Origin of the sequence: Micromonospora sediminicola, assembly GCF_900089585.1 — a bacterium.
GTDB classification, from domain to species: Bacteria; Actinomycetota; Actinomycetes; order Mycobacteriales; family Micromonosporaceae; genus Micromonospora; species Micromonospora sediminicola.
Genome location: NZ_FLRH01000003.1, coordinates 3,162,738 through 3,187,667 on the forward strand (window position 1 = coordinate 3,162,738; position 24,930 = coordinate 3,187,667).

Below are 24,930 nucleotides of genomic sequence, written 5' to 3' on the forward strand. Positions count from 1 at the left end.
CGGATTCCGGAATTCTACTTCCTGTCCTGGGTAGGATCGGTGGCGTGGAGCCGTCACCGTTCCGGGGCGTGGTGGCCTGCCTGGCGACCATGCACGGCAAGCAGTGGGCGCTGCGTCCGCTGCTGCGTCGCCGGCTCGGGATGAGCGTGCGGGTGGCGTCGGTGGACACCGACGCCCTCGGCACGTTCACCGGCGAGGTGCGGCGGGTCGGGTCGGCGCGGGAGACCGTGGTGCGCAAGGCCCGGCTCGGGATGGCCGCCACCGGATCCCTGGTCGGGCTGGCCAGCGAAGGGGCGTTCGGCCCGCATCCGGCGGCCCCCTGGACACCCGCCGACGTGGAGTACGTGGCGCTGGTCGACGACCGGTCGGGCCTGACCGTGGTGGAGAGCGCCCTGAGCGTCGAGACCAACCACGGCCAGGTGATCACCGACGGGCGGGACCGGGCCGCCGTGCTCGCGTTCCTGCGCCGGGTCGGGTTCCCGCACCACGCGGTCGTCGTCCGGCCCGCGACCGGGCCCGGTCGGCCGGTCAAGGGCCTGCGTCGGCTCGCCGACGTGCTCGCGGCCGTCCGGCGGGCCGCCGTCGACTCCGACGACGGCACCGCCGTGCTCGGCGCGGACCTGCGGGCCCACGTCAACCCGACCCGGATGCGGGTCATCGCCGCTGCCGGTCGGCGACTGGCCCGGCGTCTCGCCGCACCCTGTCCCGCCTGTGCGGCGCCCGGGTTCGGCCCGGTCGGCGCCGAACCGGGGCTGCCCTGCCGCGACTGCGGCACACCGACCCCGCGGGACGCGTCGCTGATCTCGGGCTGCGGCCGGTGTCCGTACCGCTCGTCCCGCCCGGTGGCGGGCGCCGCCGACCCCGGATCGTGCCCGGCGTGCAACCCCTGACGGCGCCGCCGGGCTCAGGGCGACCGCGTCGACGCGCGGTTCGGCGGGCGCAGGCGGCAGACCCGCCGGGCCGGCGGTGACAGGGCCGGTCGCACCTCGTTGAGGAGCCGGTCCGCGTCGTGCCAGACCATGCCGTGGAGGCCGCAGCGGCCGGATCGGACGGCCTGGTCGAGCAGCGGGGACCGGCGGCGCAGCGCGGCGAGGGTGGCGCGCACCCGGTCCGGTCCGCTGCCCCGCGGCAGGGAGCAGGCGGCGTGGCCCAGCACGACCAGCAGCGGCGCGCCGAGGTGCGTGACCGCGTACTCCAGGCTGCCCAGCGCGGCCGGGCCGACCTCCAGGCCGGCGGTGCGGACGGCGTAGACGTCGGTGCCGCCGAACACGGTGACGGCCTCGGGTTGCGGGTCGGCACACGAGAGGATCGCGGCCACCGGGTCCGGGCCGCCCGGTAGGACGGGCGCGCCGCCCACCCGGAAGCGGTGGTGCCCGGCGCGCAGCCGGGCGAGGGCGAAGCTCGGGCTGGTCTGCCACCCCTGGCGCGGAGATCCGGTCGCGTCCATCGCTCCTCCTCGTGCCGAGCCGCTGTCGTGCGTCTCACGATACACGAATTCTAAATCGTGTAATACAGTGCGGATGTCTGAGGAGGTGGCGATGTCCGTCGCACTGGTTCTGGGAGTCCTCGCCGGGCCCGCATCGGCGGCGCTGTGCGCGCTGGCGGTACCCGACCCCCGTCGAGCCGCCCGGGTGGTGGGGGCGCTGCTGGGTCTCACCGCCGTCGCGGCCGCCGCGCTGCTGACCCGGGTCGCGTACGACCCGGTGGTTCCGGCGCTCCTGCTCCGGCTCGACCCACCCGGGCCGGCGTTCTCCGTCGGGATCCGGATCGACCGGTTCACCGCGCTGTTCGCGCTGCTGGTCTGCGGGCTGGCCGCCGTCGTCGCCGGCTACGCGCGCCGCTATCTCGACGGCGAGCCGGGCGCCCGCGGGTTGCAGGCCCGGGTCGCGGCCGCCACGGCGGCGACCCTGGTGATGGCCACCGCGCCCAGCCTCGTGCAACTGGCCGTCGGCTGGCTCGCCGCCGGGCACCTGCTGATCGGGCTCACCGGCCACTACCGGGACCAGCCCCGGGTACGGGCGGCGGTGCGCCGTACCCGGACGGTGTTCCTGCTCGGTGACGTGGCCCTGGTCGCCGGGCTGGGGCTGCTGGCCGTCCCGGCCGGCGACGCGGACCTCGACGCGGTCCGGGCGGCCGCCGGCGACCGGCCCGGTTGGCTCCTGGTCGTCGCCGGCGGGCTGCTGCTGGTGGCCGGCGCGGTGCGCTCGGCCCAGATGCCGGCGCACCGCTGGCTGCCGTCCACACTGGACGCACCGACCCCGGTCTCCGCCTTCCTGCACGCGGGCATGGTCAACGTCGCCGGCTTCCTGATGATCACGCTGGCGCCCGTGGTGGTCGCCGCGCCCGGTCTGATGCCGGCGATGGTGCTGGTCGGGCTCGTGACCGCGGTGTCCGGGTCGGTGTTCGCCGCGGTGCGCACCGACGTCAAGGGCGCCCTCGCCCGGTCCACCGTCGCGCAGATGGGGTTCATGCTCGCGCAGTGCGGTCTCGGCGCGTTCGGCCTGGCCGCCGTGCACCTGGTCGGGCACGCCGTCTACAAGGCGTACGCGTTCCTGTCCGCCGGCGGCGCGCTCCAGGCCCAGGCGCGGGCCGCGGCCGCGCCCCGACCGGTCGACCCGCCCCGGACCCGGACCGTGATGCTGGCCGGCGCGGCGGTGCTCGCCGCCGTGGCGCTCACCGAGCTGGCACTCGGCGCCAGCCCGAGCGGCCTGCTCAGCGCCGCCCTGGCCGGCGCCGCCGCGCTGGCCGCGGTGCGGTCGGCCCTCGCCGACCGCGAGGTGCCGGCGCGGGCCGCTGTCGCGATCACCCTCGCGACGGGCGCGCTGGCCGGCGGCTACCTGGTCGCCGGGCGGGCCGTCGCCCGGTGGCTGGGCCTGCCGACCTCGGTGACGGACGCCGGGGTGGGCGTCGCGGCGGCCACGCTGGCCGTGGCGGCCGTCGCCGGGACGGTCCTGCTGCGCCGGCACCGCGCCGCGCTGTGGTGGTGGGCCTGGCGCGACGGCGCCGTCGGCGCGTGGTGGCGCCGGTCCGCCGGCCCGGCGGCGGGGGAGCCGACCGCCTGGGCCGTGACCGCGGTGCGCCGCCGCGACGTGTCCGACCGGTCGGACGCCGCCCGGGTCGTCGCCGCGCTCGCCGCCGCCGGCGACCACGTCGCCGCGGTCTGGCCGCTGGACACGTTCGTCGCGGTGAACCCGCTCGCCGGCCGGGAGCGGGTGCCGTTCGCGCGGGCCGCCGCCGAGCTGCGGTCGCTCGGCGGCGCGCGGACCCACCTGCCGGCCGCCGAGTACCGGCGGCGGCTGCGCGACGGCGAGATCGAGCCGGCCGACCTGACCGCCGTGCTCCCCCCGGCGACCTCGGAACCGGTCACGCTCGGCGGGCGGTCGATCACGACCGAGGACCTCCGGGTCGCCACGCTGTCCCACCCGGTGCACGACGGACCGCCGCCGCCGCCCGACCTGCTCGCCGTGGCGCGACGCCGGCTCGCCGGGCACCAGCCCGCCGTCCCGGACGACCCGGCCCCGCTCACCGTCGCCGAACTGCTCGACCGGATCCTGGGCACCCGGATCGGCGCGGACGTCGACGAGCTGGTGGCCGGCTGGTGCGCGGCGCACTGCGGCCGCCCGGCCGCCCGCTGGCCGGTGCCCGGCGCGGCCGACGAGAGCTGCTGGACGCGCTGGCGGCGGATGGCCGGCGCCGACCGGCACCCGGGACCCGAGGGCGTCGGTGGCCTGCGCGCGCTCGTCGACGCGCTGCCGGCCGCGCCCGACCGGGCCGTCGCCGCGCTCCTGCGTGCTCTCGGGGTGGCGCCCGCGAACTGGTCGGCCTACCTGTCCCGGTCCCTGCTCCGGCTGCCCGGCTGGGCCGGCTACGCCCGCTGGTCGCAGACCCGCCCGGGTGAGCGGCCGGACCTGACCCCGCTGGACCTGCTCGCGGTGCGGCTCAGCTACGAGCTGGTGCTGGCCGGCAACGTCGCCCACCGCCGCCTCGGGCTCCCGCCGACGGTCGACGCGGTGACCGCCGCGACGACGCCGACCGGCGCCGTCGCCGGGCCGGTGCCGACCGTCAGGGCCGCGGGGAACGCGTCGACCGCCGGGGCGCCGGGCGCGGACGAGCCGGCGGCCGTCGCCCGGCTGGTCGCGGCGCTCGGCGTCGACGCGCCGACCCTGGCGTCACTACCCGAGGAGACGGTGTCCGTGCTGCGCGACGTGGTGGTGGAGCTGTCCCCGGCGCGGCAGGCCGAGGTGTGGCTCGCCGCCGCGGAACACGCGTACCGGCGCCGACTGCGGGACCGGCTCGACCACGGGGCTCGGCCGCGCCCGCGCCGCGCCGCCCGCGCCACCGCGCACGCCCAGGCGGTGTTCTGCATCGACGTGCGCAGCGAGGGCCTGCGCCGGCACCTGGAGGCGGCCGGGCCGGTGGACACGTACGGCTTCGCCGGGTTCTTCGGCCTGCCCGTGCGCACCGCGGCGGCCGACGCCGGTCGGGGCCGGGACCGCTGCCCGGTGCTCATGCGGCCGGTGGCCACCGTCGCGGAGACCGCCGACGCCAGGCGGGTGAGCCGCCGGCGGGCCCGGCAGGCGTGGCGTCGGGCGTTCGCCTCGGCCAAGGCCGACCCGGTCGGCGCGTTCGCCTTCGTGGAGGTCGCCGGCGTGCTCGCCACCGCCGCCCTGGCGGTACGCGCCGTCGCGCCGGGCCGCTTCGCCCCGGCCGCCGACGACACCGCGCCGACGGTGGCCGACCTCGACGCCGCCCTGACCCTCGACGAGCAGGTCTACTACGCGGAGGCGACGCTGCGCACGGTCGGGCTGACGGCCGACTTCGCCCCGCTGGTGCTGCTCTGCGGGCACGGGGCGACCAGCACCAACAACCCCTACGCCGCAGCGCTCGACTGCGGCGCCTGCGGCGGCAACCGGGGCGGGGTCAGCGCCCGGCTGGTCGCCACGCTGCTCAACCGGCCCGAGGTCCGCGAGGCGCTGGTCGCCCGGGGGATCCACCTGCCCGCCGACACCCACGTCCTGGCCGGCGAGCACGACACCGTCACCGACGACGTTCGCCTGTTCGACGTCGACGCCGTCCCCGCCCGGCTGCGCCCGCACGTCGACGACCTGACCCACCGACTCGCCGAGGCGGGAGCGGGGCTGCGCGCGGAACGGGCCACCCGGCTGCCCGGCCGGCCGGGCCCCCGCCACCTGCCCCGGCGCGCGTCGGACTGGGCCCAGGTGCGGCCGGAGTGGGCGCTGGCGGGCAACGCCGCGTTCATCGCCGCGCCGCGCTCGCTGACCGCGGGGACCGACCTCGGCTGCCGCACGTTCCTGCACTCCTACGACTGGACCGCCGACCCGGACGCGGTCGCGCTGGAGACGATCATGACGGGTCCGCTCGTCGTCGCGGCCTGGATCAATCTCCAGTACTACTTCTCCACGGTGGACCCGCACCGCCTCGGCGCGGGCACCAAGACCGTGCACACCGTCCTCGGCGACGCCCTCGGCGTCCTCTCCGGATCCGGTGGCGACCTGCGCGTCGGGCTGCCGCTGCAGTCCGTCGGCGACGGGACACGGCCGGCGCACGACCCGCTGCGCCTGCTCGCCGTGGTCCACGCCCCGCACCACCTCGTCGACACCGTGCTCGGCCGCAACCCGGGCCTGCGCCAGCTGGTCGACGGCGGCTGGATGTCCCTGACCGTCGTCGACCCCCGTACCGGCGACTGGAGTGAGCCGGGCGGGTCCCGGCGCACCCCGCCGCTCCCGGCCCCCGACCCAGAGAAGGAGTACAGCGCATGAACGAGCTCGGACTGACCCGCATGGTCAAGGTGGAGGTCGTCACCCGCGCCGACGACGCCGACGCCGTCCGGACGCTGCTGCACGCCTCCGGCGTGAGCGGCTGGACCAGCCTCAGCGGCGTCTCCGGCTTCGGCCACCACGGCACCCACGAGGGTCGGCTGCTCTTCAACGACCGCGCCGGACTCGTCATGGTGATCGCCGTGCTGCCGCCCGACCGGGCCGAGCCGGTCGTCACCGGCCTGCGGGACATCCTGGCCCACCGGCCCGGCGTCATGTTCGTCAGCGACGCCTGGGTGAGCCGGCCCGAGTACTTCGGTGCCGATCGAGCGGCGGGCCCGGTGACCTGACGGGGAGACAGTCGCGTCGAGGGCGGGGCGGGGACCGCCGGCGACCCCGCCCCGCCGCCACCCGTGGCGTACGGTGACGGCATGGGACGCCTCGCCCGGTGGCGTCGGGTGGCCCGGGAGCATCCGACCGTGGCCGACGCGCTGCTGGCCGCGGTGCTCTTCACGGTCAGCCTGCTTCCGGTGAACCCGCCCGGAGGGCCACCCCGGGACCCGTTGACCGCCGGCGCGGTGCTGCTCGCGGCGGCCGGCTGCGCCGCGCTCGTCCTCCGACGCCGGTTCCCGCTGCCGGTGCTCGCCGTGGTGACCGTCGCGGCGGCCACCTCGTTGCTCGCCCAGCAGGCGCGGGGGCCGTTCGTGCTGACCGTGGCGGTGGCCGCCTACACCGTGGCCACCCGCACCGACCGGCGGACCGCCGTGGCGGCCGGCGCGGCCAGCGGTCTGGTCCTCGGCGGCTCGGCGGTCGTCGCGCTGGGCGTGGGCTGGCTCGACCCGGCGGTCGTGGTCCTCCTGCTCTGGTTCGGCGTCGCGGTGGCCGCCGGCGACGCGGTGCGCAGCCGGCGGGCGTACGTGGCCGTGCTGGAGGAACGGGCGCGGCGGGCCGAGCGGACCCGGGAGGAGGAGGCGCGCCGGCGGGTGGCCGAGGAGCGGCTGCGCATCGCCCGGGAGCTGCACGACGTGGTGGCGCACCACATCGCGCTGATCAACGTGCAGGCCGGCGTGGCCGGACACCTGCTGCGCGACCGGCCGGACGCGGCCGAGGAGGCGCTCGGGCACGTCCGGTCCGCCGCGCGCACCGTGCTGGACGAGTTGGCCGTCCTGCTCGGCCTGCTGCGCCGCGGGGAGCCGGAGGCACCGACCGAGCCGGCGCCCGGACTGGCCCGGCTCGACGCCCTCGTCGACGGTTTCGCCGCCGGCCAGCCGGTCCGGTGGATCCTGTCCGGCCGCCCCCGCCCGCTGCCCGGCGCGGTGGACGTGGCGGCCTACCGGATCGTCCAGGAGTCGCTGACCAACGCGCACCGGCACGCGCCCGACGCCACCGTCACGGTCGAGGTCCGCTACACCGACACCGCGATCGCCGTGGAGATCCGCGACGACGGGCCGGGACCGGGCGGTCCGGGTGACTCCGGAACCGGTCTCGGCCTGCTCGGGATGCGGGAGCGGGCCGAGGCGGTCGGCGGCGCGTTCCACGCCGGTCCCCGCCCGGAGGGTGGCTTCGTGGTCCGCGCGGAGCTGCCCGCCCCGATCCCCCAGGAGGTGACATGACCGTCCGGGTCCTGCTCGCCGACGACCAGACGCTCATCCGCGCCGGCTTCCGCGCGCTGATCGACTCGGCGCCGGACCTGTCCGTGGTGGGCGAGGCGGCCACCGGCCGGGAAGCGGTCGTCCAGGCCCGGGCCACCCGGGCCGACGTGGTGCTGATGGACATCCGGATGCCCGACCTCGACGGCCTGGCCGCCACCCGGCAGATCACCGCCGACGAGGACCTGGCCGGCGTGCGGGTGCTCATCCTGACCACGTTCGAGGTCGACGAGTACGTCTTCGAGGCGCTGCGGGCCGGCGCCAGCGGCTTCCTCGGCAAGGGCGTGGAGCCGGTCGAGCTGCTCGACGCGATCCGCACCGTCGCCGCCGGGGAGGCGCTGCTGTCGCCGAAGGCGACCCGTGGGCTGATCGCCCGGTTCCTGGCCCAGCCCGACCCGGAGCCCCGGGCCACCCCGGAACGACTGCGGGTGCTCACCGAACGGGAACGCGAGGTGGTGGCGCTGGTCGCCGCCGGGCTGAGCAACGAGCAGATCGCCCAGCGGCTGGTGGTGTCCCCGCTGACCGCGAAGACCCACGTCAACCGGGCGATGGCCAAGCTCGACGCCCGGGACCGGGCCCAGCTCGTGGTGATCGCCTACCAGAGCGGGCTGGTCCGGGCCGACCCGCCGGCGCGGTAGCCGGACCGCCCGGATACCGCGACCGCGGTACGCGCGGGTGTCCGCGCCCGGCCGACGCGGCGGCCGGGGTACGCGGGCCAGGGTTGAGCACATGATCGAAGCCCGCGACCTCAGCAAGCGCTACGGCGACCGGCTCGCCGTCGACTCCCTGACCTTCACCGTCGCGCCGGGCGTGGTGACCGGATTCCTCGGTCCCAACGGCGCCGGCAAGTCCACCACCATGCGCATGATCCTCGGCCTCGACGCGCCGACCGGCGGCACCGTGCGGGTCAACGGCCGCCGGTACGCCGACCACCGGGACCCGCTGCGCCAGATCGGCGCCCTGCTGGAGGCGAAGGCGGTGCACACCGGCCGCTCCGCCCGCGACCACCTGCTCGCGCTGGGCGCCACCCACGGCATCGGCCGCCGCCGGGTCGACGAGGTGATCGACCTGGTCGGCCTGCGGGAGGTGGCCGGCAAGCGGGCCGGTGGGTTCTCCCTCGGCATGGGCCAGCGGCTCGGCATCGCCGCCGCGCTGCTCGGTGACCCCGCCGTGGTGATGCTCGACGAGCCGGTCAACGGCCTGGACCCGGACGGCATCCGCTGGATCCGCGGCCTGCTGCGGGGCCTCGCTGCCGAGGGCCGCACGGTGTTCGTCTCCTCGCACCTGATGAGCGAGATGGCGCAGACCGCCGACCACCTGATCGTGGTCGGCCGGGGTCGGCTGCTCGCCGACGTGTCCCTCGCCGAGTTCACCCGCCGGGCGTCGCGCACCACGGTGCGGGTGCGCTCGCCCCAGGCCGCCGCGCTGCGCGACCTGCTGGCCGGACCGGACGTCACCATCACCGGTGGTGAGCCGGGCCTGCTGGAGGTCAGCGGTCTGCGACGCGAGGTGATCGGTGACCGGGCCGCGGCGGCGGGGCTGACCCTGCACGAGCTGACCGCCACCGAGGCGTCCCTGGAGGAGGCCTTCATGACCATGACCCGCGACGCCGTCGAGTACGCCGGCGCCACCGCAGGAGAGACCCGATGACCACCACCGCGCCCACCGCCGTCCCGACCGACGCCCGGATCACCGGCCCGCGCGTGGTCCGCGCGGAGTGGATCAAGTTCCGCTCGCTGCGTTCCTCGTTGATTCTTCTGGCCGCCACCCTCGTGGTGTTCGCCGCCCTCGGGCTCGGCTTCTCGGCGTTCCTGGCCGACGCCACCATCGAACCGGGCACCCCGGCGCCACCCGGCGGGCCCTCGTCCCTCGACCCGCTCGGTGCCAGCCTCGGCGGCGTCAACCTCGCCCAACTGCTGATCGCCACGCTCGGCGTGCTGCTGACCGCCGGGGAGTACGCCACCGGCATGATCCGCACCTCCCTGGCCGCGGTGCCCCGGCGCTGGCCCGTGCTCACCGCCAAGATCACCGTCCTGGCCGGCGTGTCGCTCGCCGTGCTGCTGCCCACGGTGCTGCTCACCTTCCTCGGCGGACAGGCCGTCCTGGGGGACAAGGGCATCGCCCTCGGCGACGACGGGGTGCTGCGAGCGGTGCTGGGCACGGCCGCGTACCTCGCCGGGATCGGCGTGCTCGGCGCGGCGCTGGGCTCGCTCCTGCGTACCACCGCCGGCGCGCTGACCAGCGTGGTCGCGTTGCTGCTGGTCGTGCCCGGGGTGGTGTCCCTGCTGCCGGAGAGCTGGTCGGAGACGATCTCCCCGTACCTGCCGTCGAACGCCGGGCAGGCGTTCATGAGCCTCGGCGGCGACCCGAACCTGCTCTCCCCGCAGGCCGGCGCGGCCGTGTTCGTCGGCTGGCTGCTCGCCCTCGTCGGCGCCGCCCTGACCAGGCTGCTCGGGCGCGACGCCTGAGTCGGGTCACCCGGGCCGGCGGCCGGTGCCGCCGGTCCGGGCCGGCGTCAGCTTCTCCGCGTGCGCGATCAGGATGAGCAGCACGCTGAGCAGCGCGGAGCCGACCAGCAGCGGCAGGCCCCGACCGACGGCGGCCAGCGCCACGATCGCGGCCAGCCCGACCGGCCGGTGCCAGGACACCCGGTGGTGGACCGCCGCCGAGAGCAGGATCCAGCCGACCAGGAACAGCGCGGGGCCACTGAGTGCCACCATCAGCGCGGCCGGGTCCCGGGACAGCGGCTCGGCGATCATGACCTGGGCGCCGACCGCGGCGGCCACCACCCCGGCCACCATCACCAGGTGCAGGTAGCCGGCCAGCAGACCGAGCCGGCTGCCGGACGGGCCCAGCGCGTCGATCGCCGCGCCGAGTCGTACGCCGCCGGGCACCAGGTAGAGCCGGCCCACGCTGACCGCGTTGACGAACGCCAGCGCGAACGCGATCGTGCGGTAGAGGTCGAAGCCGCTGGTGCTGTAGACGATCCCGGCGGTCAGGATCAGCTCGCCCAGCGCGATGATGTAGATCTGCTGGTAGCGCTCCGCCAGGTGCTCGCCGATCACCTGGAGATCCGCCCAACTGCTGCGGCCCAGCCCGGGCGTCGGCCAGCGCAGCCGGGCCAGGGAGAGGTCCAGGACCACCGCCACGGTCCAGAGCGCGACCTGGGCCGGCTCGACCAGCGCGCCGGTCAGCCACAGCACCGCGGAGAGCGCGAACCAGACCGCGACCCGCAGCGTCCGCACCCGCAGCGGGTTGCCGCGCAGCGCCGGCAGCAGGAACGCCGGTCGGCCCAGGTGGATCGCCACGTAGGCGCCGGCGAACACCAGCCCGTGCCCGGAGTACGCGCTCGGCGCGGCGGCCGCCATCATCAACCCGCCGAACATGACCCAGAGCAGCAGCCCGATGATCAGCGGCGTGCCCGGGTCGAACCAGTCCGTCGACCAGGCGGTCACGAACCACACCCACCAGATGGCCGCCAGCAGCAGGGCGGTCCGGAACACCCCGCCCAGGGTGAGGTCCTGCTCCAGGGCCAGGGAGACCCGGTTCAGCGCGAGGATGAAGGCCAGGTCGAAGAAGAGCTCCAGGAACGACGCCCGGCGGGAGGCCTCGCGTGGCCGCAACAGCTGCCCCGGCATCCCGTCCCTTCCGATCACCCGGCCCGTCGCACCAGTCGTACCATCCGTCTCGGGGGTGACGAGGGCGAACGCGGTCAGCGGCGGATGACGCCCAGGTCGACCGCGGCGGCGACGGCGGCCGTGCGCGACTCCACCCGCAACTTGGTGTAGATGCGCGACAGGTGCGACTTGACCGTGCCCTCGGTGAGGTGCAGGCGGCGGCCGATCGCCTGGTTGGACAGGCCGTCGGCGACCAGTCCGAGGACCTCGGTCTCCCGCCGGGTCAACGCGGTGTCGGGGGTGCGGAGCCGGTTCATCAGGCGGTCCGCGACGGCCGGCGCGAGCGCGGTCCGGCCGGCGGCGGCGGTCCGCACGGCGGCGGCCAGCTCCTCCGGCGCGGCGTCCTTGAGCAGGTAGCCGGTGGCGCCGGCCTCGATCGCGGGCAGGGTGTCGGCGTCCGTGTCGTAGGTGGTCACCACCAGCACCCGGGGCCCGTCCGGCCGGGCGGTGATGGCGGCGGTGGCCTCCACCCCGCTCATGCCGACACCGAAGCGCAGGTCCATCAGGACCACGTCGACGTCACCTGCGGCGGCGCGGGCAACCGCGTCCTCGGCGGTGGCGGCCTCGGCCACCACGACCAGGCCCGGCTCGGTCTCCAGCACGGCGCGCAGCCCGGCCCGGACGACGGGATGGTCGTCGGCCAGCAGCAGCCGGATCGGGTCTCCGGTCACGGCCGCTCCCCGGGCGGCGTGCGGGGGAGCCGGGCGGACAGCGTGGTGCCCCGGCCGGGTGCGGAGGCGACGGCCAGGTCGCCGCCGAGCGCGCCCACCCGGGCGCGCATGGACGCCAGGCCGAAGCCACCGGCCTCCGGATCGGCAACGGGCAGCCGGTCGGGGTCGAAGCCGACACCGTCGTCGACCACGTCGACGGTGACCCGGTCGACGTGGTAGCCGAGCGTCACCTCGGCGGTGGTCGCGCCGGCGTGCCGGACGGTGTTGGCCAGACCGGCCTGGGCGATGCGCAGCAGCGTCACCTCGTACGCGGTCGGCAGCGGAGCCGGCACCCCGGTCACCCGCAGGCGCGCGGCGAGCGGATGCCGGGCGCCGGTGGTGGCGCACAGGCGCTCCAGCGCGCCGGCCAGCGTGGTGTCGTCCAGCGCGGGCGGGGCGAGCGCGGCGACGAAGCGGCGGGCCTCGGCCAGGTTGTCCACGGCGGCCCGGCGGGCCTGCCCGACGTGGCGGGCGGCCGCGTCCGGCCGGTCGGGCAGCACCCGCTCGGCGGCGCTCAGCAGCAGCTGGATGCTGGTCAGGCCCTGGGCGAGCGTGTCGTGGATCTCCCGGGCGAGCCGTTCCCGCTCGGCCGCCACCCCGGCCTCGTGCTGCGCCCGCGCCAGGTCGGCGCGGGTGGCGGTCAGCTCCTCGATCAGCCGCCGGCGGCGTTCGCTCTCCCGGTAGAGCGCCTGGTAGCCCCGAACCACGGCCACCGCGACGGCGGCGCCGAGGGCCGGCCCGACCACGCCCGGCACGGTGACCGCCCCCCGGTGGGCGGCGAACGCGACGATCGCCGCCAGGGCGGTCACGCCGACCGCCACCGCACCGGCGCGGCGGGGGAGCAGGTGCAGCTGGAGGACGTACAGCGGGAAGGCGACCCACAGCCCGTCGGCGGTCAGCGCGGTCAACACCAACCAGAGCGCGGTCACCGCCGCCAGCCACCAGCCGGCGGCCAGCCGCGAGCGGCGGACACCGGGCAGGAGCGCCCCACCCGCGTACGCCAGCAGGCCCGCCGCCGCGACCGCGACCACGGCCACCGGGTGCGGGCGGCCGGTGGCGACGGCCCGGAGCCCGGCCAGGGTGAACAGGCCCGCCACGAGCAGGTGCAGGCACCAGGCCAGCACGCGGGCGGTCGGCGTCAGGGCGGGAACGGCGGTGGTCACAGCCCTCTCAGCCTAGAGGAACCGCAGCTCGGCGGGCCTCTGTCGAAAGTCGTAACCGGCACCCCGCCGTTCCGCCCCGAAGCTGCCGTCCGTCGCCGGATGCCGGCCGCCCGGCCGACGACGACCGTGGAGGGCGACCACATCCGCCGCCGGAAGGGACCGCCGCTGCCGTGTTCGTCGCCTGGAGAGACCTGAGATTCGCCAAGGGGCGCTTCGCCCTGATGGGCACCGTCATCGTGCTGATCACGCTGCTGGTCGGCCTGCTGTCCGGGCTGACCGCCGGGTTGGACCGGCAGAACACGTCCGCGATCACCGGCCTGCCCGCCGACCGGATCGCCTTCGGCGGCGGGCAGGCGTCGTACGGGGACTCGACCGTCACCGAACGGCAGTGGCGGCAGTGGGCGGCCACGCCCGGCGTGACCGCCGCCGAGCCGCTCGGCATCAGCACCACCCGGGTGACCGCCGGCGGCCGGGGCGTCGCGGTCTCCGTCTTCGGCATCCGGCCCGGCTCCCGCCTCGGCCCGCCCGGCGTCGACCTCGACGACGGTACGGCGGTGCTCACCACCACGGCCGCCGCCGACCTCAGCCTGCGCGCCGGTGACCGCCTCACCCTGGCCGGACGGGAGCTGACGGTGGCGGCGGTACGCGGTGACGCCTCCTTCAGCCACACCCCGGTGGTCTGGGCCAGCCTGGACTCGTGGCGGCGCACCGTGGCCGCCGGCGCGGACACCGCCACCGTGATCGCCTTGCGGACCGGTCGCGACGTGGACGTGGCCGCCGCCGACCGGGCCGCCGGCACCCGGACCGTCGGCACCGACGAGTCGGTGACCGCGATCGGCTCCTACCGCTCGGAGAACGGGTCGCTGCAACTCATGCGTGGCTTCCTGTTCGCCATCTCCGCGCTGGTCGTCGGCGCCTTCTTCACGGTCTGGACGATCCAGCGCAGCGGCGACGTCGCGGTCCTCAAGGCGCTCGGCGCCTCCACCGCCGCGCTGCTGGTCGACGCGCTCGGCCAGGCCGGGATCCTGCTGGTCGGCGGGACCGTCGTGGGCACCGCCGTCGCCGCCGGGCTCGGCGCCGCCCTCTCCGGCTCGGACGTGCCGTTCGTGCTGACCCCCGCCACCGTCGCGCTCCCGGCGGCGGTGATGGTGCTGCTCGGCACGGTCGGGGCCGCCCTGTCGGTGCGCCGCATCACCTCCGTCGACCCGCTGACCGCCCTGGGGAGCGTCCGATGAGCCTCCACCTGACCGACGTCACACTCACCTATCCGGACGGGGACAACCGGCTGACCGCGCTCGACCGTGTCACCCTGTCGGTGCCGAGGGGAAGCCTCACCGCCGTGGTCGGTCCCTCCGGCTCCGGCAAGTCGAGCCTGCTGGCGGTCGCCGCCACGCTCGTCACCCCGGACACCGGGGGCGTCACCGTCGACGGCGTCGACACCACCGGCCTGAGCCGGGGCGCGCTCGCCGCCCTGCGCCGACGCGCGATCGGCATCGTCTTCCAGCAACCCAACCTGCTGCCCTCGCTCACCGCCACCGAGCAGCTCCAGGTCATGGCCACGTTGGACGGACGGCCGCCGGCCCGGGTGCGGCGGCGGGCGGACGACCTGCTCGACGCGGTCGGTCTCGGCGCGCAGGCGGGACGGCGGCCGCATCAGCTCTCCGGCGGCCAGCGCCAGCGGGTGAACATCGCCCGCGCGTTGGTGAACGACCCGGTGCTGCTGCTGGTCGACGAGCCGACCAGCGCGCTCGATCACGACCGGGGCGCCGCCGTGGTCGACCTGATCGCCCGGCTCACCCGCGAGCGGGGCACCGCCACCGTCCTGGTCACCCACGACCGGGACCACCTCACCGCCGCGGACCGCACGGTCGAGATGCGCGACGGCCGGCTCCACCCGGCGCCGGAGGTTCACCGCCTCCGCTAGCGGTCCACCACCGGGGCCGCCGCGATCGGCCGCCGCGCCCTACACTCCTGCCTCGTGTCGACGACGATCATGCCGCCGGGCAGGTGTGCCGGCTGTGGCCACGAGCTGGTCTCGGCGGCGCCCGAGAGCGCCTCCTGGTGCCCGGGGTGCCTGTGGAACCTGGACGCGTACGACCCCGCGTTGGCGCCCTGGCGGGGGACGAAGCTGGTCGGGCGATGGGGGTTCCGGCGGGGTCTGCGGATCGACCGGGCGACCCGCGCGGAGCTGTCGGCGGATCCCGACGCCGGCCCGCCCGAGACGTCCTCCGGCGAGATCTGGCTGTCGGCGGTCTCGGTGGCGCTGGGGCTGGTCGGGGCGGTCGCGGTGGGCTACCTCGGCTGGCTCTTCCTGGCCAGTGGCCTGCCCACCGGCGTGCGGGTGGCGTTCGCGCTCCCCGCCGTGCTCGTGCTGCTGCTCGTGAAGCCCGCCTTCGGGCGGGTGCCCCGCGCGGGCGTGCTCAGCGAGCGGGACGCGCCCCAGCTGCACCGCCTGGTGGGCGAGGTGGCCCGGGCGGCGGGCACGCCGGTCCCGGACGTGATCTGCGCCGACCTGAGCATCAACGCGGGCGTCGCCCGGTTGGGTTGGCGACAGCGGTCGGTGCTCGTCATCGGGGTTCCGCTGTGGGTGATGCTGCCGCGCCCCGCCCGGGTCGCGCTCCTGGCCCACGAGCTGGGACACCTCGCCAACGGGGATCCACGACGGGTCCGCAGGACGCTGCTGGCGCGCACGTTCGGCGCCCGGGCGGTGGCGGCCACCGGCGGACGGAACCCGTGGCTGCGCGCGGTGCACGGCGCCGACTCCGTGGCCGTGCACGGCGGTGGCCTCGCCACCCTGCTCTCGCTCGGGGTGCACGCGCTCCTGGGACTGGTGAACGTCCTCGGCGCCACCGCGCAACTGCTCGTCGACAGCGTCGCGATGCCGGACAGCCGACGGGCCGAGTACCGGGCGGACCTGATGGCGCGCCGGGTGGCGGGCACGGACGCGTTCCTCCGGTCCTGTGAGGTCGTCCTGCTCGCCGACCGCGTCTGGTCCGAGCTGTGGCACCTGGCGCCCACCATCGACGGTGAGCGGCTCGAACCGATGGCGGCCGAGCTACGTGAGCACCTGGCGCCGAAGCTCCCGCTGGCCCGCCAGCTCACCCGGCGCGGCACCGACCTGTGGAGCACCCATCCCGCCGAGGACCAGCGGATGCGGCTGGTCGAGGCCCTTCCCCGGGTCGACGGGACGCTGCACGTCGACGAGAGCCGTTGGGTCGAGCTGGACCGGGAGCTGGCGCCGTGGCGCCGGGCCGTCCACCACGTCCTGCTCGGCACCCGGGACCGCTACTGACGGAGATTGACACACGAACTGTGCTTCGTGAATAATGGAGCGTAGTTCGAGGGGGAGTACCCGCCACCGGACGCGCGGTCGTCAGGACGGACCCACCACGGGTCCCGGCCGCGCGGGCCGCCCGCGCGGCGGTCCGGGGAGACCTTCGACCCGTTCGCCGGCGACCAGCCGGCCCGGTCGGAGGGAGCGCCGCGCGTGTCCGTACCCCTGTGGGCCTGGTTGGCCCTGACCGCCGCGATCGCCGTGATGCTGGCGGTCGACCTGTTCCTGCACCGGGACAACCACGTCATCGGCTTCCGTGAGGCGGCCGTGTGGTCGGCGGTCTGGATCGCCGCCGGCCTGGCGTTCGGTGTCGTGTTGTGGCTGTGGCAGGGCGACGAGGCCGCCGGCGCCTACTACGCCGGCTACCTGATCGAGAAGGCGCTGTCGGTGGACAACGTCTTCGTCTTCGCGCTGGTCTTCACCTACTTCGCGGTCCCGGCCGCGTACCAGCACAAGGTGCTGTTCTGGGGCGTCATCGGCGCGCTGCTGTTCCGGCTGGTGTTCATCTTCGTCGGCGCCGGGCTGCTGGAGACGTTCTTCTGGACCGCCTACGTCTTCGGCCTGTTCCTCGTCTGGACCGGCTGGAAGATGGCCTTCCGGCACGACGCCGAGATGCGTCCCCAGCGCAACCTCGTCGTCCGCGCCGTGCGCCGGGTCATCCCCACCGACGCCCGCTACCACGGCGACAGGTTCTTCACCCGACTCGACGGCAGGCGCGTCGCGACGCTGCTGTTCGTGGTGCTCGTGGCCGTCGAGGCCACCGACCTGATCTTCGCGATCGACTCCGTCGCCGCCATCCTGGCGATCACCACCAGCACGTTCATCGTCTGGACCGCCAACGCGTTCGCCGTGCTCGGTCTGCGCAGCCTCTACTTCTGCCTCGCCGGCCTGCTGCGTCGTTTCGTGCACCTGCACTACGGACTGGCGTTCCTGCTCGCCTTCGCCGGGGTCAAGCTGATCCTCTCCGAGACCCCGGTCGGCAAGCTGCCCATCCCGCTGACCCTCGGCGTCATCGTCGCCACCCTCGCCGTCTCCATCGGATGGAGCCTGGCGACCACCCGGGGCGCCGACGCGCCGGCGACGGTCCGGTCGGACGAGGGTCGCTGACGACGGATCCGCGCCCGGTCCCCGGCGGTCGAGCCGGGGGCCGGGCGGCCCGCGTCGTGCCCTAGACTCGGCGCAGCGTCGCGTGTCGGTGGCAGGCCGTGTCAGGCATGGAGGCGCCGGACCGGAGGGAGCACGACGATGAAGATCGCCGTCCCTTCGCCCTCTCCCCGTGGGTGAGGGTGAGCAGACCAGGCTGGTGGCCTGGAGTCAGGAGATGCGCGCCGTCCACGAGCGGCTGCGCGAGGCGCTGCGGGTGACGCGGCAGTCGTTGGCCGGCGGCACGCCGGCGGAGCCCGCGACGCGGGACCTGCTGCTGTTCTGTCACGGGTTCTGTGCCGCGCTGACCGCGCACCACGAGGGCGAGGACCGGGAGCTGTTCCCGGCGATCGCGCGGCACCACCCCGAGCTGCGGGAAACCCTGCACCAGTTGCGGCAGGACCACTCGATGATCGGGCACCTGCTCGCCGGCCTGAGCGCCGCGGTGACCCGGGACGCCCCGCCGGAGGAGTTGGGCCGGCACCTGGAGGGGGTGGCCGCGATCATGGAGTCGCACTTCCGGTACGAGGAACGGCGACTGCTCACCGTGCTGGAGACGCTGGCGCTGGACGCCGACCCGGCCGACGTGCTGGGCCCCCTGTGACGACAGGTCGTGGCCCGGCGGGATGCGCGCCGCCGGGCCACGACCCGAGCCGGAGGGCCGTCAGTTCAGACCGCAGGTGGCCAGCGCGTCCAGGTTCGGGCGTGCCGCGCCGACCCGGTTGAAGGCGATCTCGATGCGGTCGAGGGCGGCGGTGCGCTTGCTCCTGAGCGGTCCGAGGACGGCGTTGTCCACGAAGTTCGGCCCGCCCTCGGGGCGGACGGCGAGCCGGGCCAGCCGGGCGTTCGCCTCGTCGATCTGCTTGTCCAGCGTGGCCAGCTCGGCCTGGACCTGGGCCGCGGCCGCCGCCGGGACGGCCGGCAGCTGGACCCGGGGACAGTTCACCGTCCGGGCCGCACCGGATGCCGCACCATCGTTCTGGCCGCCCGCGTTGCCGTTCTGACCGCCCGCGTTGCCGTTCTGACCGCCCGCGTTGCCGTTCTGACCGGCGGCGTTGCCGTTGACCGCGCTCGGCACGCCTGGCGCGTTCAGGCCGCAGGTGGCCAGCGCGTCCAGGTTCGGACGTGCCGCGCCGATCCGGTTGAAGGCGATCTCGATGCGGTCGAGGGCGGCGGTGCGCTTGCTCCTGAGCGGTCCGAGGACGGCGTTGTCCACGAAGTTCGGCCCGCCCTCGGGGCGGACCGCGAGCCGGGCCAACCGCTCGTTCTGCCGGGCGATCTCCTGATCCAGGTTGGCCAGCTCCCGCTCCACCCCGGCGGCGGCCGCCGCGGGCACCGGGGGCAGCTTGTCGCGTACGGTCGGACAGTTCACGGTCTGCGCGGCGGCCGATGCGGCCGGGCGGGCGTTCTCGTCGGCGGACGCCAGTTGCAGCCCGCCGGCGAGCAGGAGCGCGGCGAGCGTGCCCACCCCGCCGAGTTTCAGGACCGCGGTGTTGCGCGTACCCCTGGCCATGCACCTCTCCTTTGCTCGACCGGGAGGGTCGGCGCGGCGGTCGCGCCGCGCGGCCGCTCCCCGGTGCGAAGTGAGGACTCAGGAATCGTGCTCGTGCCCGCTCCGGCATCGCGGTTCCGGACGATGTCCACTGTCGGCAGGGGATACGGGCGCGGCCCCGAGATCGTTCAGCGCCCGCCCGAGGCGATCGCGCGTGGATCACGAGGTCGGCGGCACGACCCGGGACTAGGATCGGGGTGGGGGATCACGGGCGGGGGAGCGGGTCGGGTGGGTGGGTCGCAGCTGCTTGTCGTGCTGGACCGGGACAGCTCGGTGCCGTTGCAGCAGCAGCTCTGCGACCAGATCAGCGGATCCGTGCGCAGCGGCCGACTGCGCGCCGGTGACCCGGTGCCGCCCAGCCGGGAGCTGGCCCACCAGCTCGGAGTCTCCCGCACCGTGGTGACCCGCGCGTACGAGCTGTTGCGGGCCAACGGGGTGCTCACCTCCCGCCGCGGCTCCGGCACCCGGGTCAGCGGCGCGGTGCCCGACCTGCCGCACCGCGACCCGCCGGCCCGGGCGCCGCTGCGGCCGGAGCCGCCGCTGCCCACCGACGCGGGCAGCCCGCTGTGGCGGCCGTGGGAGCCGGCGCCCATGCACCGGCCCGACGGCGCGTACGACTTCCGGCACGGCACGCCGGCGCTGGCCAGCTTCCCGGTGGCCCGGTGGCGGCAGTCGCTCGCCGAGGCGGTGAGCCGGGCCGACGCGGTGGCCCTGGGCTACGGCCCGGCCGAGGGCTCGCCGGCGTTGCGCGACCAGATCGCGGCGTTGCTGCGGCGCAGCCGGGCCCTCGACGTCTCCCGCGAGCACACGATCGTGACCAGCGGCGCCACCCAGGCCATGGACATCCTGGTCCGGCAGCTCGTCGGCCCCGACGACGTGGTGGTGATCGAGGACCCGAGCCACACCGTGCTGCGGCAGATCTTCGGCTACTCCCGGGCGGCCGTGGTGCCGGTCCCGGTCGACGCCGAGGGGCTGCGGGTCGACGAGATCGCCGACCGGGTCCGCGGCCACGGCCTCGACCCGGCCCGGGTACGCCTGGTCTACGTCACCCCGTCGCACCAGTTCCCGACCGGGTTCGTCATGTCGGAGCGGCGGCGGCGGGCGCTGCTGCGCTGGGCCCGCGAGCACGGCGTCACGGTGCTGGAGGACGACTACCACAACGAGTTCAGCTTCGCCGCCGAGCGGCTGCCGTCGCTGGCCGCCGACCCGCAGGGCGCCGACGTGGCCTACGTCGGCAGCTTCAGCAAGACGCTGTTCCCCTCGCTGCGCATCGGCTACGCGGTCCTGCCGCCGCACCTGGTCCGGCCGTTCCTCGGCATCAAGTGGATCACCGACCGGCTGACCTCGACGCTCACCCAGGAGGCACTGGCCGAGTTCGTCGGCTCCGGCGCGTACGCCCGGCACATCGGCCGGATGGACCGGCTCTACCGGCAGCGCCGGGCCCGGCTGCTGGAGGCGCTCTACGAACACTTCGGCGCCGGCGTCCGCGTCTCCGGCGCGGCCGCCGGGCTGCACGTGCTGGTCACGCTCGGCGGCGCGCCCGGCGCCGACGAGACGGCGATCGTGCGCGCCGCCGCGGCGCGCGGCGTACGGGTCTATCCGGCCTCCGGCTACTTCGTCACCCACCCGCCGTCCGAGCCGACGTTCCTGATCGGGTACGCGGCGCTGCCCACCACCCGGATCACCGAGGGAGTGGCGCTGCTGGCCGCCGCGGTGCGGGACGCGACGGCTCGGTGAACCGGGGCCGGCGGAACCGGTCGCGCTGGGCGTACGGCACGGTGCAGTCGAAGACCGCCTTCGCGGTCCGCCCATCGGCCGACAGCGAGCGGGAGTAGCCGGTGTGCTGGCTCGGATCCAGCGGAAAGCCCTCCCGGTCCGGCAGCACCCGCAGGTCCTGGTCGGCCTGGAACCGGGTCACCATCGCCCACCACAGGTCCTGGTCGGACTCGACGTCGACGTCCTCGTCGACGCAGAGCACCAGCTTGGCCATCCGGAACGCGTCCAGCACCGCCTCCCCGGCGGCCCGGACCGCCGCGTCGTCGGCCGGGTCGCGCTTCGCCGGCCACTGGAGCACCACCATGAGCTGACCGCCGCCGGCGGTGTGGCAGTGCGCGGCCCGCGCCGGCGTGCCCCGGCGGCGCAGCAGGTCCAGCACCGCGGCCTCCATCCCGAAGCCGAGCAGCACCGACTGCTCGTGGCCGGGGCCGGAGACGGCCTGCAGGATCGGGCTCTCCCGGGCGGTGATCGCGGTGACCCGGATCAGCGGCAGCGACGGGTGCGCCCGGCCCTGGTAGCCGAGGAACTCCGGGGTGGCGACGGCCCCGTGCCGGCTCTCCGGCGCGTGCTCGGCCAGCAGCTCGCCCTCGATCACGTACTCGGCGTGCGCGACGAACTCGGCGTCCACGGTGGCGCACGGCAGCAGCTCGACCGGCCGGCCGCCCAGCGCCCCGGCGACCGCCAGTTCGTCGACCTCCGGCGGCACCAGCGAGGTCGGGCAGCAGGAGGAGAGCAGCACCGCCGGGCCCAGTCCGAGATGGATCGCCACCGGCAGCGGGACACCCCGGCGCAGGGCGGCCCGGTGGGCCAGTTCGAGATCCCGACCCGGGACCATCCAGATGGTCAGCGTGTCCGGCCCCTGCACGCACATCCGGTGCACGGACAGGTTGCGGACGCCGGTGTCCGGGTCGGTGGCGAGCACCGCGCCGAGCGTCAGGTAGGGACCGGCGTCCTCGTCGGTGAGCACCGGCACCGGCAGCGCGGTGAGGTCCGTCGGCAGGCGCCGGCGGGGCCACCGCGCCGGGTCGGGCGCGGGCACCGGCGGGCGGGGTGCGGCCACCGCGTCGAGCAGCCGGTGCGGCAGCTCGGTCGGGGTGGCGCCGAGCAGGCCGGCGGCCCGCCGGCGGGTGCCGTAGAGCCCCATCAGCACGGCCCGGGTGGGGCCGTGGTCGGGGCGTACCCGGTCGAAGAGCACGGCCGGGCCGGGACCGGTGGGCGGGGCGGCGGGCGCGCCGGCCCAGCGGGCGTAGTGCGCCGAGACGCCGTAGCGGGCGGGCAGCTCCTCGGCCACCCGCACCAGCTCGCCCGGGAGCGGGTCGAGCGTGGCCAGCGCGTGCCGCAGGTCCACCGGCGCGCGCAGCCCGGTCATCGCCGGTCCGTCGGGGCCGGGGCGGCCCGCCGGGCCGCCAGCATCTCCAGTTGCATCCGGGTCAGCTCCTCGATCAGCGCGCGGTAGGTGGCCACCGCGACCTCCGGCGGCATGCCGTGCCGGTCGGCCAGCTCCCGGACCCGGTCCAGGACCTGCCGGACCCGGTCCGGCGACCGGACCGCCGCCTCGTCCGACTTGTGCACGGTCAACTCCCGGACCACCCGGGTACGGACCGCCAGCAGCTCGACGATCCGCTGGTCGAGCCGGTCCACGGCGCCCCGCAGCTCGGCGATCCGGGCGGGACCGTCGACGGCGTCGACCGGCGGCAGGCCGGCCGACGCCCCCGCGTCGTACGGGTCGGTCACGGCTGCGGGACCCGGTCGATCACGAACACGACGGTCGGCTCGTCGTCGCTGCCCTGCGAGCGGTGCTCCTCGTCGTCCGGGATGACGAAGCCCATGCCGGGGCGGCACGGCACCGAGCGGTCCCGGAAGTGGATGGTGAACTCGCCCTGCAGCACGTAGCCGGTGTGGCCGCGCAGGCACCAGTGGTGCTCGTCGAAACCGGCCGGCAGCTCCAGCAGCCGCAGCCGCTGCCCCCCGACGTACGCGATCTTGACGCGCCCCTGGGCGCCGGGCTTGTCCCACCTCTCCCACTCGGTGGCCGGGAAGTCGATGCCGACCGGCACGGTCGCCTGCTCAGTGGACATTCTCGGTGTCTCCTCTGTTCGGGACGGATTCGGCGCGGCGCTGCCGCGGCACGCGTTCGTTGCGGTCCCGCCGGGGCAGGACCGGGTCGCCGGTGGACCGCCGGTGCTGCTGGAGCAGCTGCACCATGTCGACCATCCGGTGCACCATCCGCTCCAGCGCGTCGACGCCCTCGGGGTCGGTCAGCCCGGGCGTGCCGGTGGTGTTGCGCAGCAGGACGGGGAAGCCGCTGCCCACCAGGATCATGCGGTTGAGCAGCAGGTTGTTGACGATCTGGTTGTGCACCGACGAGTCGCTGTAGCGACGTCCGGTGACGATGATGCCGCCCACCTTGTCCGCCAGCGGGCGGGTGAAACGCAGGTAGCCGACGCCGGCCCGCTCGATGAAGATCTGCATCAGGTGGGCCAGGCCGAACCCGTGCACTGGCGCGGCGTAGATCAGCCCGTCGGCGCGGACCATCTGCTCCACCAGCGCCGGGACGTCGTCGTCCAGCTGGCAGGGCAGCGTACGGCTGTTGCAGTCGCCGCACGGGCTGCACGGCGAGATCCGGTGCTCGCGCAGCCGCACGGTGCGCAGCACCGCGCCGCGCTCGGCGATCAGGCGTCCGGCGTGCGCGACCGCGAGGTCGGTGTTGCCGCCGGCCCGTTCGGATCCGTTGATGGCCAGGATGGTGGCTGCTTCGCTGGGCAATCGCACCCCCGAGGGCTCGTCGACCGGGACGCGGCGCCGCACCGCGCCGCGTCCCGGCCGGGTTCAGTCCGTCAGCTTTCCGGCGAAGTAGTCGATGTAGGCCTGCATGTCGAAGTGGCCGTGACCGGACAGCGAGAACAGGATCGCCTTCTCCTCGCCGGTCTCCCGGCAGCGCAGCGCCTCGTCGACCGCCACCCGGACGGCGTGGCTGGACTCCGGCGCCGGCACGATCCCCTCGCTGCGGGCGAACCGCACGCCCGCCTCGAAGCAGGCCGTCTGCGGCACCGCCCGCGCCTCGATCAGGTCCACCTCGCGCAGCGCGCTCACGATCGGCGCCATGCCGTGGTAGCGCAGCCCACCCGCGTGGATGGCCGGCGGCCGGAAGTCGTGGCCCAGCGTGTGCATCTTGGCCAGCGGGGTGAGCCCGGCGGTGTCGCCGAAGTCGTAGTCGTAGCTGCCCTCGGTCAACGACGGGCAGGAGGACGGCTCGGCGGCCAGGAAGCGGACCGTCCGCCCGCCCTCGAACTGCCGGCGCAGGAACGGCAGCGCCAGCCCGGCGAAGTTGGAGCCGCCGCCGGCCGCGCCGACCACCACGTCCGGGTAGTCGTCGGCCAGTTCGAGCTGGAGCAACGCCTCCTGGCCGATGATCGTCTGGTGCATCAGCACCAGGTTGAGCACCGAGCCGAGCGCGTAGCGGGCCGAGCCGCCGCTGACCATCGCCGCCTCCACCGCCTCGGAGATGGCCAGGCCGAGGCTGCCGGTGGCGTCCGGGTCGGCGGCGAGCACGGCCCGGCCGGCCTCGGTGCGGTCGCTCGGGCTGGCGGTGACCGTGGCGCCGAACGTCTCCATCAGGCCCCGCCGGTAGGGCTTCTGGTCATAGCTGACCCGGACCATGAAGACATCGCACTCCAGGTCGAAGTAGGCGCACGCCATCGACAGCGAGCTGCCCCACTGGCCCGCGCCGGTCTCCGTGGTCAGCCGCCGCACGCCGTCGAGCTTGCTGTAGTACGCCTGCGGCACGGCGGTGTTCGGCTTGTGGCTGCCGGCCGGGCTGACGCCCTCGTACTTGAAGTAGATCCGGGCCGGCGTGTCCAGGTCGCGCTCCAGTCGGCGGGCGCGGATCAGCGGGCTGGGCCGCCACTGCCGGTAGATGTCGAGCACCGGGCCGGGGATGTCCACGTCCCGGTCGGTGGCGAACTCCTGGGCGATCAGCTCGGAGGCGAACAGCGGTGCGAGGTCGGCCGGGGTGATCGGCTCCCGGGTGCCGGGATGCAGCATCGGGGGCAGTCCCTTGGGCAGGTCCGGGACCACGTTGTACCAGGTCGTGGGGATGTTGCTCTCGGGGAGGACGAACTTCGTCGTGGTCATGGCCTCTTCCGGTGA

Annotated in this window: 23 protein-coding genes; 13 read left to right on the forward strand and 10 right to left on the reverse strand. The window is 75.6% G+C overall.

Annotation, left to right across the window (positions count from 1 at the left end; all coding sequences use genetic code 11):
- Positions 1 to 44 precede the first annotated feature (44 nt).
- Positions 45 to 890, forward strand: a complete 846-nt coding sequence (locus GA0070622_RS15125) for a DUF6671 family protein (protein WP_091573884.1) — start codon at positions 45 to 47, stop codon at positions 888 to 890.
- A 14-nt stretch (positions 891 to 904) separates the two neighbouring features.
- On the opposite strand, the gene GA0070622_RS15130 is transcribed toward GA0070622_RS15125, so the two are convergent.
- A complete protein-coding gene (locus GA0070622_RS15130) occupies positions 905 to 1,447 on the reverse strand; it encodes a carbonic anhydrase (RefSeq protein ID WP_091573885.1) in 543 nt (180 codons plus the stop codon).
- A 91-nt stretch (positions 1,448 to 1,538) separates the two neighbouring features.
- Between GA0070622_RS15130 and GA0070622_RS15135 the strand changes: the two genes are divergently transcribed.
- The 6 genes from GA0070622_RS15135 to GA0070622_RS15160 all read left to right on the forward strand — a co-directional run bounded on the left by GA0070622_RS15135 (position 1,539) and on the right by GA0070622_RS15160 (position 9,894).
- The gene (locus GA0070622_RS15135; RefSeq protein ID WP_091573886.1) at positions 1,539 to 5,780 is read left to right on the forward strand and encodes a putative inorganic carbon transporter subunit DabA; all 4,242 of its coding nucleotides are present in this window, start codon (positions 1,539 to 1,541) and stop codon (positions 5,778 to 5,780) included.
- A complete protein-coding gene (locus tag GA0070622_RS15140; protein WP_091573887.1) occupies positions 5,777 to 6,127 on the forward strand; it encodes a DUF190 domain-containing protein in 351 nt (116 codons plus the stop codon). Before GA0070622_RS15135 ends, GA0070622_RS15140 begins: the two co-directional genes overlap by 4 nt.
- An 81-nt stretch (positions 6,128 to 6,208) precedes the next feature.
- Positions 6,209 to 7,390, forward strand: coding sequence for a sensor histidine kinase (locus GA0070622_RS15145; RefSeq protein ID WP_091577434.1), 1,182 nt, complete (start codon positions 6,209 to 6,211; stop codon positions 7,388 to 7,390).
- Positions 7,387 to 8,064: a response regulator gene (locus GA0070622_RS15150; protein WP_091573888.1), complete on the forward strand. Its 678-nt coding sequence runs from the start codon at positions 7,387 to 7,389 to the stop codon at positions 8,062 to 8,064. The genes GA0070622_RS15145 and GA0070622_RS15150 overlap by 4 nt, the downstream gene beginning before the upstream one ends.
- A gap of 91 nt (positions 8,065 to 8,155) precedes the next feature.
- Positions 8,156 to 9,076 carry an ABC transporter ATP-binding protein gene (locus GA0070622_RS15155; protein ID WP_091573889.1) on the forward strand — a complete coding sequence of 307 codons (921 nt, stop codon included), beginning with the start codon at positions 8,156 to 8,158 and terminating at the stop codon, positions 9,074 to 9,076.
- Positions 9,073 to 9,894, forward strand: coding sequence for an ABC-2 transporter permease (locus tag GA0070622_RS15160; RefSeq protein ID WP_091573890.1), 822 nt, complete (start codon positions 9,073 to 9,075; stop codon positions 9,892 to 9,894). The genes GA0070622_RS15155 and GA0070622_RS15160 overlap by 4 nt, the downstream gene beginning before the upstream one ends.
- A 6-nt stretch (positions 9,895 to 9,900) precedes the next feature.
- Here the strand turns inward: GA0070622_RS15160 and GA0070622_RS15165 are convergent, their stop codons facing one another.
- From GA0070622_RS15165 to GA0070622_RS15175, 3 genes are all read right to left on the reverse strand, one after another.
- The gene (locus GA0070622_RS15165) at positions 9,901 to 11,064 is read right to left on the reverse strand and encodes a low temperature requirement protein A (protein ID WP_091573891.1); all 1,164 of its coding nucleotides are present in this window, start codon (positions 11,062 to 11,064) and stop codon (positions 9,901 to 9,903) included.
- Between the two features lie 74 nt (positions 11,065 to 11,138).
- Positions 11,139 to 11,774: a response regulator gene (locus GA0070622_RS15170; RefSeq protein WP_091573892.1), complete on the reverse strand. Its 636-nt coding sequence runs from the start codon at positions 11,772 to 11,774 to the stop codon at positions 11,139 to 11,141.
- A complete protein-coding gene (locus GA0070622_RS15175) occupies positions 11,771 to 12,976 on the reverse strand; it encodes a sensor histidine kinase (protein WP_091573893.1) in 1,206 nt (401 codons plus the stop codon). Before GA0070622_RS15175 ends, GA0070622_RS15170 begins: the two co-directional genes overlap by 4 nt.
- Positions 12,977 to 13,146: 170 nt before the next feature.
- On the opposite strand from GA0070622_RS15175, the gene GA0070622_RS15180 reads away from it, so the two are divergent.
- The 5 genes from GA0070622_RS15180 (at position 13,147) to GA0070622_RS15200 (ending at position 18,057) form a co-directional block, all read left to right on the forward strand.
- Complete coding sequence (locus GA0070622_RS15180) at positions 13,147 to 14,211, forward strand: ABC transporter permease (protein WP_091573894.1); 1,065 nt, start codon at positions 13,147 to 13,149, stop codon at positions 14,209 to 14,211.
- Positions 14,208 to 14,900 carry an ABC transporter ATP-binding protein gene (locus GA0070622_RS15185; RefSeq protein WP_091573895.1) on the forward strand — a complete coding sequence of 231 codons (693 nt, stop codon included), beginning with the start codon at positions 14,208 to 14,210 and terminating at the stop codon, positions 14,898 to 14,900. The genes GA0070622_RS15180 and GA0070622_RS15185 overlap by 4 nt, the downstream gene beginning before the upstream one ends.
- 54 nt (positions 14,901 to 14,954) lie before the next feature.
- Positions 14,955 to 16,268, forward strand: coding sequence for a M48 family metallopeptidase (locus GA0070622_RS15190; RefSeq protein ID WP_141684580.1), 1,314 nt, complete (start codon positions 14,955 to 14,957; stop codon positions 16,266 to 16,268).
- 195 nt (positions 16,269 to 16,463) lie between these two features.
- Positions 16,464 to 17,417, forward strand: a complete 954-nt coding sequence (locus GA0070622_RS15195) for a TerC family protein (protein ID WP_281187002.1) — start codon at positions 16,464 to 16,466, stop codon at positions 17,415 to 17,417.
- A gap of 169 nt (positions 17,418 to 17,586) precedes the next feature.
- Entirely contained in the window at positions 17,587 to 18,057 is a 471-nt protein-coding gene (locus GA0070622_RS15200; protein WP_091573897.1) for a hemerythrin domain-containing protein, read from the forward strand.
- 60 nt (positions 18,058 to 18,117) lie between these two features.
- Here GA0070622_RS15200 and GA0070622_RS15205 read toward each other — a convergent pair whose 3' ends face one another.
- Entirely contained in the window at positions 18,118 to 18,966 is an 849-nt protein-coding gene (locus GA0070622_RS15205) for a hypothetical protein (RefSeq protein WP_091573898.1), read from the reverse strand.
- 267 nt (positions 18,967 to 19,233) lie between these two features.
- Between GA0070622_RS15205 and pdxR the strand changes: the two genes are divergently transcribed.
- A complete protein-coding gene (pdxR, locus tag GA0070622_RS15210; RefSeq protein WP_091573899.1) occupies positions 19,234 to 20,742 on the forward strand; it encodes a MocR-like pyridoxine biosynthesis transcription factor PdxR in 1,509 nt (502 codons plus the stop codon).
- Here the strand turns inward: pdxR and GA0070622_RS15215 are convergent.
- The 5 genes from GA0070622_RS15215 to GA0070622_RS15235 are packed head-to-tail and all read right to left on the reverse strand — an operon-like array spanning position 20,687 to position 24,915.
- Entirely contained in the window at positions 20,687 to 22,150 is a 1,464-nt protein-coding gene (locus GA0070622_RS15215; RefSeq protein ID WP_091573900.1) for a UbiD family decarboxylase, read from the reverse strand. The two genes, pdxR and GA0070622_RS15215, sit on opposite strands and share 56 nt — an antisense overlap.
- Positions 22,147 to 22,515, reverse strand: a complete 369-nt coding sequence (locus tag GA0070622_RS15220; protein WP_245666304.1) for a chorismate mutase — start codon at positions 22,513 to 22,515, stop codon at positions 22,147 to 22,149. Before GA0070622_RS15220 ends, GA0070622_RS15215 begins: the two co-directional genes overlap by 4 nt.
- Positions 22,512 to 22,859 (reverse strand): cupin domain-containing protein, encoded by a 348-nt coding sequence (locus GA0070622_RS15225; protein WP_091573901.1) that lies wholly within the window; start codon positions 22,857 to 22,859, stop codon positions 22,512 to 22,514. Before GA0070622_RS15225 ends, GA0070622_RS15220 begins: the two co-directional genes overlap by 4 nt.
- Positions 22,849 to 23,553 (reverse strand): flavodoxin family protein, encoded by a 705-nt coding sequence (locus tag GA0070622_RS15230; RefSeq protein WP_245666313.1) that lies wholly within the window; start codon positions 23,551 to 23,553, stop codon positions 22,849 to 22,851. The genes GA0070622_RS15225 and GA0070622_RS15230 overlap by 11 nt, the downstream gene beginning before the upstream one ends.
- A 57-nt stretch (positions 23,554 to 23,610) precedes the next feature.
- Positions 23,611 to 24,915, reverse strand: coding sequence for a TrpB-like pyridoxal phosphate-dependent enzyme (locus GA0070622_RS15235; protein ID WP_091573903.1), 1,305 nt, complete (start codon positions 24,913 to 24,915; stop codon positions 23,611 to 23,613).
- Between the last annotated feature and the right edge of the window lie 15 nt (positions 24,916 to 24,930).